Annotated in this window: 5 protein-coding genes; 1 reads left to right on the forward strand and 4 read right to left on the reverse strand. The window is 62.2% G+C overall.

The window, feature by feature from the left end:
* The 4 genes from VLU25_19035 to VLU25_19050 form a co-directional block, all read right to left on the reverse strand.
* Positions 1-297: NAD(P)-binding domain-containing protein (locus VLU25_19035; GenBank protein HSR70031.1), on the reverse strand; the 297-nt coding region annotated here is incomplete at its 3' end.
* A gap of 9 nt (positions 298-306) precedes the next feature.
* Positions 307-2616 (reverse strand): patatin-like phospholipase family protein, encoded by a 2310-nt coding sequence (locus tag VLU25_19040; protein HSR70032.1) that lies wholly within the window; start codon positions 2614-2616, stop codon positions 307-309.
* Positions 2617-2774: 158 nt separating this feature from the next.
* Positions 2775-4523, reverse strand: coding sequence for an NAD(+) synthase (gene nadE, locus VLU25_19045; GenBank protein HSR70033.1), 1749 nt, complete (start codon positions 4521-4523; stop codon positions 2775-2777).
* Between the two features lie 55 nt (positions 4524-4578).
* Positions 4579-7875 carry a glycosyl hydrolase gene (locus VLU25_19050; protein ID HSR70034.1) on the reverse strand — a complete coding sequence of 1099 codons (3297 nt, stop codon included), beginning with the start codon at positions 7873-7875 and terminating at the stop codon, positions 4579-4581.
* 353 nt (positions 7876-8228) lie between these two features.
* On the opposite strand from VLU25_19050, the gene VLU25_19055 reads away from it, so the two are divergent.
* Positions 8229-9769: VWA domain-containing protein (locus tag VLU25_19055; protein HSR70035.1), on the forward strand; the 1541-nt coding region annotated here is incomplete at its 3' end.

Below are 9769 nucleotides of genomic sequence, written 5' to 3' on the forward strand. Positions count from 1 at the left end.
GGAAATGACCAGCGCATCCGGACGCAGGGTCTGGCTGATCTCGCGGCACACTTCGTTGACCACCTGAGGCTTGATGCACAGAAGCACGATTTCGGCGTCGGCCACGGTGTGGCGGTTGTCGGTGCTGACCTCCACGTCGAATTTCTCGCGCCTCTGCTCGAGGCGGTGGGAATGGCGCACCGAGGCCCGGATGCGCTTGGGATCGAAGAGTCCCTGTTCGAGAAAGGCTTGCAGCAAGATGCTCCCCATCTTGCCAAGTCCCACAATGGCCAAGCGGCTGTCGATTGGGCGGTCCATTGCTGGATCTTACCTGATCCCCTGCTCGTCGGGCGCAGTCTGGGCAACGCTGCTGGCGAGAAAGCCTTGCAAGTCTTTTGCCTTGGCGCAGATGGAGGCGCTGTCCCAGGCGTCCTCCAGCGCATCGACTTCGCGCCTGGAAAGCTGCCAGGAAAGAGGGCCCTCGTAATCCTGAGCCGGCTGAAAGACCACGTTCTTCAGCCTGACGTTGATTCCCCTTTGACGGAAAATCGCCTGCCAGCGGTCAAGGAACCGCTGAACCGAAATGCGGTTGCGTTCGAAAGCGGCCCCGCTGCGGATATTGAGAATGCCGAAGACAGGACCCAGCAAGGCCGCACGGATCGAGCTGATATTGGAATCGCTGAGCGGATCGTCGGGAGCCGACGCACGCAGCTGCACGACGGCTACCTTTTCGAATTCGAGTCCCGAGTTTGGTTCAAGTCGAGCCTCCATGATCGTGTTGAGCCAGTCGAGAGCCGACGCCACACCATAATTGTCGTAGTAGCCGCCGTCGATCATGCTGTGCGAATAGCCGCAAGGTTGATTGTCTTCGCAGGCCTTGACGGGCTGGCCCACACCCCGAAAACGCGCCGCCGGGCTGATGTAAGGGAAGGTGGCGGAGAGCCGGGCGGCCGTCCACAGACTCAAGTCGGTTTGCGTTTCTCCTTCAAGGTACTCTGGCAAGGTGAATCCGCGTCTCTGATCTTCCCCGAAGAGAGCGTTGGCCGCATCTGCCTCCTCCCACTTTTTGATGGGCGTGATCATCACACGCCGTCCCGATTCCATCGCGGTGGCGTTAAGGATGAAGGCCGGCAGGCTGCCTTCCCGGATGCCGTCTCTGAAGCCGGACATACGTGGATGATCGAAGAAATTGGAAAAGTCCATATTCTCCCGGACTACCTGGTCCTCCAGCCACCTGCTGGTGGCAATGCGATGCCATTCCTCCTCCAGCATCCATCCCCGGTCGTCGTCGACATCGTAGAGAGGGCCGAGGAGCAGTTCCGGAATGTCGTAATAGGCGAATCCGTAAGCCACGGCGCCCAGGGCCGGGGCCACGCTCTTGGCGCGGATTTCGGCCAGCGATTGATGCTGGCTGAGACCGTGGAGGTAGAAAGCGGTCCCGACGGACCCTCCTGAGACACCGCTGATGAGCCGGATTTCCTTCCGCAGGTCAGCCCGGCCAGCGTAATCGGTGTCCTCGCCTTTACAGTCCCAGCCGTTGATGAGACGGTCCAGGGCCAGCGTGGTCCAGCCGGCGGCCAGAATACCCCCTCCCGTTGAGCTTACGACCACCAGGTTTTTGTTGGGGGTCTTGCGGGCCACTTCAACCGCCGAAAGCGGCGGCCCTTCGTCCTCGAGTCCCGAGTAGACGGCGGGACGGCGCGTCAGCCCTGAAATGAGGATGAGCACAAGCAAACCCAAGACGGGCGATATCCTGAAGCGTCCGAGATGGTACTGCAGGCCGGCCAAGACCCAGATCAGGAGCATCATCAGCACATAGAGGAAAAAAACCGCCGGCAAGTCGGATGCCCACCCACAGCCCGGACGGTAGAGAAAGTAGAACAGGCCCAGGACCAGCACCAGCAGAACGACCACAGTCGTGGAAAAGAAGTGGACAGGCTGTACTTGCGAGTCCTTCTTGTGGAAGTTGGCATTCCTCTCCTCGGGCGTCGCCCCGGGAAAAATCCAATAGAGGTGCAACCCGCGGGCAAGTGATGAAAAGATCCTTAGAAGCAGATTGAAAAAGCCGGTCAAGGGAGCGTCTTGGCGGATTTTGGAAGGCCAATGAAAGAACACAAGCGGTCTGAAGGCAGGTGATGCCAAGCGGGTTGAGAGAACGCTGCAGAGGAGAACTGAAAAGGCGGCTAGAGCGCCTATTGCTATCGCCAGGATGCAGAGAATCGTCGATGTCGCCGCATGCTCGATCATCACCCAGATGGTTGGCACGGCCAGCAGGCAGTAGAAGAGAAACTGCAAGAAGTGCACCGGCACCGAAAAGAACCACTCCAGAAAGCGGGGAGGATGAGTGTTGGGGTCGACCAGGATCCCATCGGATACTATCCCTTGAGCCACCATTAAGGACCACATGCTCAGCAGCACCGCGAAAGCGACCCATGTGATCCCCCAGAAGCCGAACTCATGGAACAGGTTTCCCAGCACGCTGTAGAGAAACCAGCCTTTGTTGCCGGCAAAAGGCAGATAGGTGAGAAACAAGAGCAGCAGGAATAAGTACTTGTTGGCGGAAAGGAGTGCCATCGCTCCTCGCCACCTGTCTGCGAAAAAGATCTCGTCTTCGCCCTCATGGGTCTTTTTAGCCATCGGATCCTTCCCTCCTGTTCAGGTTGGTGTAGGTAAGGTCTATTATTAGGACGGACGTGGACAGAGAATTCCTCAGCGATCGCTGAGTATCTCCCAGGCCTGCTTTAGGCTGTTTCAGGACGCGAACCGTGTCCTCATCTTGCAGGCTGCTTGCGTTTCTACCCCTCCCAGCCGTTGATGAGGGTTTCGCGCAGGTCGAAGCCGAAGGCGCGGTCGCTGACGGCGATGATGGGGGCGCCTTGCAGGCGCTTGAAGACGGAGCGGTTGAGGAGGCCGAAAAGGTGGCGGCAGAGCCGTTCGAAGCTCTCGGCGTCGTAACGGTCGTAGACGTCCTCGGGGTATTGGTTGGGATCGAGTTCCCGCTTTTGGAAGAGCTCAACCAGTTCGCCGGGACTATAGGTGCGCTCCACGCAGTCTTCCACCACGGGACCTACCACGTCGTATTCGAAGGGATCGCTTTGCCCTTCGGCCAGTTCCGCCGAAGGCACGGCTTGGAGGATGCTGTTGGGAATCACTTCGCGTCCGAAGCGGCGGTTGACGTAATGGGAGACGCGGTAGACGTCGGGCTTTGTAAGGTCTCCGAGAACCGCGAGGCCGCCCGCCATGTCTCCGTAGAGGGTGGCGTAGCCCAGAGCGATCTCGGTAGCGTTGCCGTTGGAGAGCAGCAGCGCGCCAGAATCGTTGGACTCCATCATCATCACCAGTCCGCGCAGGCGCGACTGGGCGTTCTCGCGGGTCACGCTGCGCTGGATGGGGTGGGCATGCTCTTCGAATTGGCGGCACACCGTCTCGTACATCTCTTCGATGGGCAGAACCTTGTACTCGGCGCCCAGGTTGCGGGCCAGCTCGGCCGCCGCATCGCGTGTCGCCCGGCTGTTGAAACGGGTGGGAAGGTTGTAGAGCTTGACGTTTTCCGGTCCCATGGCCTGGCAGGCGATGACGGCGCCCAAAGCCGAATCGATTCCCCCTGAGATGGGTTCGATAACGCGCTCAAAGCCCAGTTTCCGGCAGTAATCGCCCACTCCCAAGACCAAGGCTTCGAAGATTTCCTGCTCGCGTTCGAACTTGGGAGGTTCGACCGGCTCGGCCAACCCGTCCTTGAAAGTGACCGAGGCCTGGGCTTTCTGAAAGGAAGGCATGGCCAGAGCCAGGCGTCCCTGGCTGTCATAGGCGCGGCTTGAGCCGTCGAACATGATCAGGTTTTTGCCGTTGTCGCCGGCGCCCACGGTGTTGACGTAGACGATGGGATGGCCCGTGCACTCTCGCTGGCGGCGCACCAGGTCGCGGCGGCGGAAGCGCTTGCCGTCCTGGCGTCCCGGCGTGGAGGCCACGAAGGGACTGGCGTTGATGACCACCAGCAGGCGGGCGCCTTTCTCGCAGAGCAGGCGCGAGGGCTTGAATTCGTATCCCTCGTCCCAGATGTCCTCGCAGATGAGCACGCCCACGGTCATCTCGCCGCCCTCAACCCGGATGGAGACGGGATCAGCCTGGCGCCCGGCCTCGAAATAGCGCTTGTCTTCGAAATAGCGGTAGGAGGGGAGCAGGCGCTTGTGGACGATCTGCAGCAGCTTGCCGTCCTGCATGACGGCGGCGGCGTTGTAGCGGATCCAGCAGCCGTCGGGTCCGCGGCGGGCGGTGTCGAAGTCGATGAATCCGACGACGGCGGCGATGCCCTGTGTGGCCGGAAGCAGTTCGTCCAAGAGGATGCGCTTGTTCTGCTTGAGAAAGCTGCGGTTGGCCAGCAGCTTCTCGTCCAGGCAGTAGCCGGTCAGGCACAGTTCGGGCGTGGCCACCAGGTCGGCGCCCTCGCGGCGGGCCTTCTCAAAGGCCGAGCGAATGATCCCGGTGTTCCCCGACAGGTCCCCGCTCTTGGGGTTGATCTGAGCCAGCGAGACTTTGATTCTCATGCTGTGGGCATTGTACCGAACTTCGCCAACCCGCCTTCAATCCGCACTGGCTTCCTCAATTGTTGTCCCAATCGGGCAGGCGGCCCGGGGTGTAGGAGGCGCCGGCCTGGGTGAGTTTTTCTTCCAGTGCGGGAAGGTCTTCTTCCACCAGTTGGCGCAGTTGGGGAAGCACCTCTGCAAAAGCCCCGGCGGCGATATCGTATTGGTCGCGCTGGGTCTGAGTGGGGGCGGAGGTCGAGAAGCGGCTTCCGAAGGCCACCGAACTGACCCGGTTGTTGATGGAGGGCGGAGAGGGCAATCCCACGTCGCCCACGTCGGGGTCGCCGCGCAGTTCCAGCAGGATGTCCTGCAAGCGCTGGTGGAGGGAGGCCTGCTCGGACAGCCATTGGACGTCGGCCCGCGGCGTTTGCAGGATGGCGGCGCGCACCTGTTGGAGGCGTTCTTCAGTGGCATTGGCCACGCGCAAGGCCGAGCTGACGGCCCGCATCAACTCGTAGGTCTTGCGTTGAAAGTCGACCAGTTCCTGGCGGTCGGAGGCGGGCAGGGTGACTTCGCCTTCAACCTTGACCGTGAAGGCGACGGGCCCCGCCAGGTCGGTCCACCGGCCCTCGGCCAGGCGGGATAGAGTGACCGAGTATTCTCCGGGCATGACAAGGGGACCGCTGCCGCCGCCGCGGCGTCCCCGTCCGCCGTTCCCGGTCTCAAGGCTGATTCCGGGGTCGCGCAGGTCCCAGTCGACGCGGTGGACGCCTTTGCGGTTGGCCCCATCGAGGCGACGAATGACGTTGCCCTGGGCGTCTCTGATGGTCAGGTAGACGGCGGGGGGCATCTCGCGCTCCTCTTCCCGCAACTGCTCGCGGGTGGGCTCGATGGGACCGTCTTTTTTGGAAGCCTCCTTGCGCTTGGCCCGCTTGCTCTTGACGGCGTCCTTGACGTAGTAGGTGATGATGGCGCCGTAGGGCGGATTGTCGGAGGTGAAAAAGGCGTCCCCCGAGGAGCCTGCGCGGCGGCGGTCTTCGACGTACATGAGGGCCTCGCGCACGGGGAAGATGTGGCCCTCGGCCTCCAGCAGCTCCTCGCTGACCTCACGCAAGGGAGCATAGTCGTCGAGGATGTAGAAGCTGCGTCCGAAGGTGGCCAGCGCCAGGTCGTTCTCGCGCTCCTGAATGGCCAGGTCGCGCACGGCGATGACGGGCAGTCCCGACTTGTGGGCGATCCACATGGCGCCGCCGTCGATGGAGAAAAAGAGTCCGTACTCGCCGCCCAGGAAGAGCAGGTCGGGGTCGACGTGATCTTCCACCACCGTCCATAGCGGCGAGTTTTCTTGGGGGACGCCCTCCACCATTTGGGTCCAGCTCCGTCCGCGGTCGTCGCTGCGCAGCAGGTAGGGCTTGAAGTCGTTGTTCTTGTGATTATTGAAGACGGCCCACATGCGGCCGGCGTTATGGCGCGAAGTGACCACGTCGGCCACGTAGACGCGCTCGTCGATCCCTAACAGGTCTTCGCTCTTCAGTTGCCGCCACTGGCCGCCGCCGTTTTCGGTGATCTGGATGAGTCCGTCGTCGGTGCCGGCGATGATCAGTCCTTCCTCCAGCGGCGATTCGGAGAGGGCCGTGATGTTGCCGTACTGCGAAGTCGAGCGATGACGGGCCACCGCGTCCGGTCCCCAGATCTTGCCCATGACTTCAAGCGTGTTGCGGTCGATCTGGCGGGTCAGGTCGCCGGAGACGGCCGTCCAGGAATCGCCGCGGTCGTCGCTGCGGAAGAGCTTGTTGGCGGCGAAATAGATGCGGGTAGGCGAGTGGGGCGAGTGGATCAGCGGCGAGTCCCAGTTCCAGCGGAAAGGCTTCTCCTGGGCGCCCTCGGTGGGCTTGATGTCGATGCTCTCTCCGCTGCGGCGGTCGAACCGCACCAGTTCGCCGTATTGGGCCTGGGCGTAGACGATGTTGGGGTCGTTGGGGTCGACGCGGGTCTGGAAGCCGTCGCCTCCTCGGGTGGCGTACCAGTCGGCGTTGACGATTCCGTCGCTGGCGTAGGTACGCGAGGGACCGGCCAGGCTGGCGTTGTCCTGGGTTCCGCCGTAGACGTTGTAAAAGGGCTCTTCGTTGTCGACTTCCACCCGGTAGAACTGGACGATGGGCAGGTTGGCCTTGTGGGTCCAGGTCTCACCGCGGTCGTAACTCTCGTAAAGTCCGCCGTCGCCGCCGATGAGCAGGTAGTTGGGCTGGCCCGGATCGATGTAGAGGGCGTGGTCGTCGACGTGGCGGTTGCGGTTGCTGAGGCGCTCGAGTGTGCGTCCGCCGTCTTCCGACACCCAGGTGAAGGTGTTGAGGGTGTAGATGCGGTCGGGGTCGACGGGATCGGCCACGATCTGGCTGTAGTAGAAGGCGGTGGCGTCAAAGGGGTTGCGCCGCTCCCAGGTGGCCCCGCGGTCTTGGCTGCGGAAGATGCCGCCCTTGTCCTCGGCGGCTTCGACCTGGGCGTAGACGACGTCGGGATTGGCCGGGGAGACGGCCAGGCCGATGCGGCCCATGTCGACGCTGGGCAGTCCGCTGGTCAGCTCGGTCCAGGTGGCTCCGCCGTCGGTCGATTTGTGGATGCCGCTCTCGGGTCCGCCGTCGATCATGGTCCAGACGCGGCGGCGGCGCTGGTAGGCGGCGGCGTAGAGCACGTCGGGATGGCGCGGGTCCATGGCCACGTCGCTGACGCCGGTGTGCTCGCTGATCTCCAACACCTTGCTCCAGTTGGCCCCGCCGTCGGTGGTCTTGTAGAGTCCGCGGTCGCCGCCCGCTCCCCACAGCGGACCCTGGGCCGCCACGTAAACAATGTTGCCGTCCTCGGGATGCACCAGGATGCGTCCGATGTGCTCGGACTGCTTGAGTCCCATGTGCTTCCAGCTCTTGCCGCCGTCCAAGCTCTTGTAGATGCCGTCGCCGTAGGAGACGCTGCGCTGCGAATTGCGTTCGCCCGTCCCCACCCAGACGATGTTGGGGTTGCCGGGATCGAGTGCCACGTCGCCGATGGAGTAGGAGCCCTGCTTGTCGAAGATGGGCGTCCAGGTGGCGCCGTTGTTCTCGGTCTTCCAGACGCCTCCCGAGGCCACGCCCAGGTAGTAGAGATGACGCTTCTCGGGGTGGACGGCGATGGCGCCGATGCGTCCGCCGGTAACCGCCGGGCCGATGGAGCGCAGCTCGAGGCCGCCGAAGGCGGACGAGTTGAGGCGGCTTTTATCTTCTTCGGCTTCCGCACCCTGTTCCTGCTCGTCCTGCTCCGGTTCCTGAGCGGTCATCGAGAGCGGCAGCCACAGACAAATCAGCATCAACAAATGCAATACGGCAACATTCTTCTTCACGAGCCCTCCTTTGAGTGCCGGATTATAATCGCCGCCGTAACACCCGCCAACCCTTGGGCGAATCGGAACTACCCAAGGCGAAACTTAGTCACAATTCTCGACAGAGTATTCTCTCGTTCCTACCTCATTTTAGTGCGGACGGAGCCAGGGGGCGTATAATGGCCAGAGTTATTCAAGGTTCTCAGCGCCCGAGCAGAACGTCCATTGGGAGGCAGATGTCAAGATCGACGGCCAGAAGCAAAAGCTCGTCCGCCTCTTCCCCCCGGAGGGCCCGGAGGACGCATGGCCGGCACCATGGGCGCCAAGCAACTCGAATTCAGCGTTAACTGATCAGCAAACAAAGGGAAAACACCATGCGCCGAATCCTCACGGTTCTGCTCGCGGGAGTCCTGGGAGGATCGATCCTCCCCGCACAGGAGCCCGACGACAAGACGCCTCTGTTCCGCGTCAACTCCGAGCGGGTCATTATCGAATTTCTGGCCTTGAGCAAGAGAGGACGCTTTGTCGACGACTTGACTCTGGACGAGATCGAAGTCGAAATCGACGGCAAGAAACAAAAGCTCCTTCATCTGCTTCCGCCTATGCCCGGTGACCAGGCGGCTGCCGACGGTTCGGCCATGTCATCGGCGCGAGAGGTCGATCCCCAGGCCCCCGACGACCCCGCCTTCCGCCGTCAGCTTTCCAAGCGCACCGTGATCCTGCTCGACAGCCGCACCATCGATGCGGCCAACTTCTACCGTTCGGTGGTAGCCATCAAGGGCTTTATCGGGCAGTCTCTGGAAGCCGACCACTTCGTCATGCTGGCCGAAATCGACCGCAAGCTGAACGTAGTCGCGCCCTTCACCCAGGACCGCGGGGTGTTGCTGAAGGCCGTCAACAGCCTGCAGCCGGGTACGCTCTTCAACCCCACCGGCACCTCCAGGGCCAGCGGCATCCCCGACGCCGGCTATATCGATGAACTGCTGGAGCAGATGCACTACCTGCGCAACGGGATGCGGGAGTTGGTGCACGCCGTCTCTTCTCATCCCGGACGCAAGCACGTAGTCTTCTTCTCGGAAGGCTATCCAATGAATCCGCTCAAGGACATCGAGTTCTTTGCCCGCTCTGCCGTGGCCTCCTCGAGGAACAGCCAGACCCGCATGAACGCTTCGCGCAACGCCGCCGTGGCCAAGGATCCGCAGGTCAAGGAGACGATCGAGGAGATCGTCTCCCTCTCCAACGCCTATGGCATCAGCTTCTATACGGTTGACGCCCGCGGACTGGTGGGCGTGCCGGGCATCGGCGCCTACAATCCCTCCGACCCCAATTCCGAGAGTCCTTCGATTTTCTCCCAGGTCGAGGGAAGGACCAACACCGATGAGTTGTTCGTCGACGTGGCCGAACGCTTCCGCACCATCACGGGCGACGGAGCGGAAGGCGACATCCCCGTGCAGCTCTTCGACACCACCCGCATCGACGACATCACCGACAGCCAGGACGCTCTGGTGGCCCTGGCGGCGGGAACCAACGGTTCGGCTTTTTACAACAGCAACGACCTGGGCGCCGTGCTGGTGGCCTCTACGGCCGAGCAAAGTCACGTCTATCTGGCGGCCGTGGAGCCCAAAAAACTGCGCAAGGGCAAGGACCGTTTTCACAAGATCAAGGTCAAGACCACCCGCCAGGACGTTCTGATCCGCTCACAGAAGGGATTCGTCGACTTTTCCACCCGCGACTTGGCTCGGGCCCGCCTGGCCTTCGCTTTTCAATCGCCCGCGCGTTTTCAAGGACTGCGTCCCATCGCCGAGGTGCAGCGCAAGGGCGACAAGATGGAGGCCGTCTTCGGCATTTCGGGTGGACAGATCTCCTCGGACATGACCCGTGACGGCCGACGCGTAGAACTGGTCTTCCTGGGCCA

Source organism: Acidobacteriota bacterium (genome assembly GCA_035471785.1).
Taxonomy (GTDB): Bacteria; Acidobacteriota; UBA6911; order RPQK01; family DATIPO01; genus JANQFM01.

What these genes read in the sequence shown, in the direction of transcription:
- VLU25_19040 (HSR70032.1), bottom strand. Translation starts at nt 2,616, where the DNA reads ATGGCTAAAAAGACCCATGAGGGCGAAGACGAGATCTTTTTCGCAGAC.
- nadE (HSR70033.1), bottom strand. Translation starts at nt 4,523, where the DNA reads ATGAGAATCAAAGTCTCGCTGGCTCAGATCAACCCCAAGAGCGGGGAC.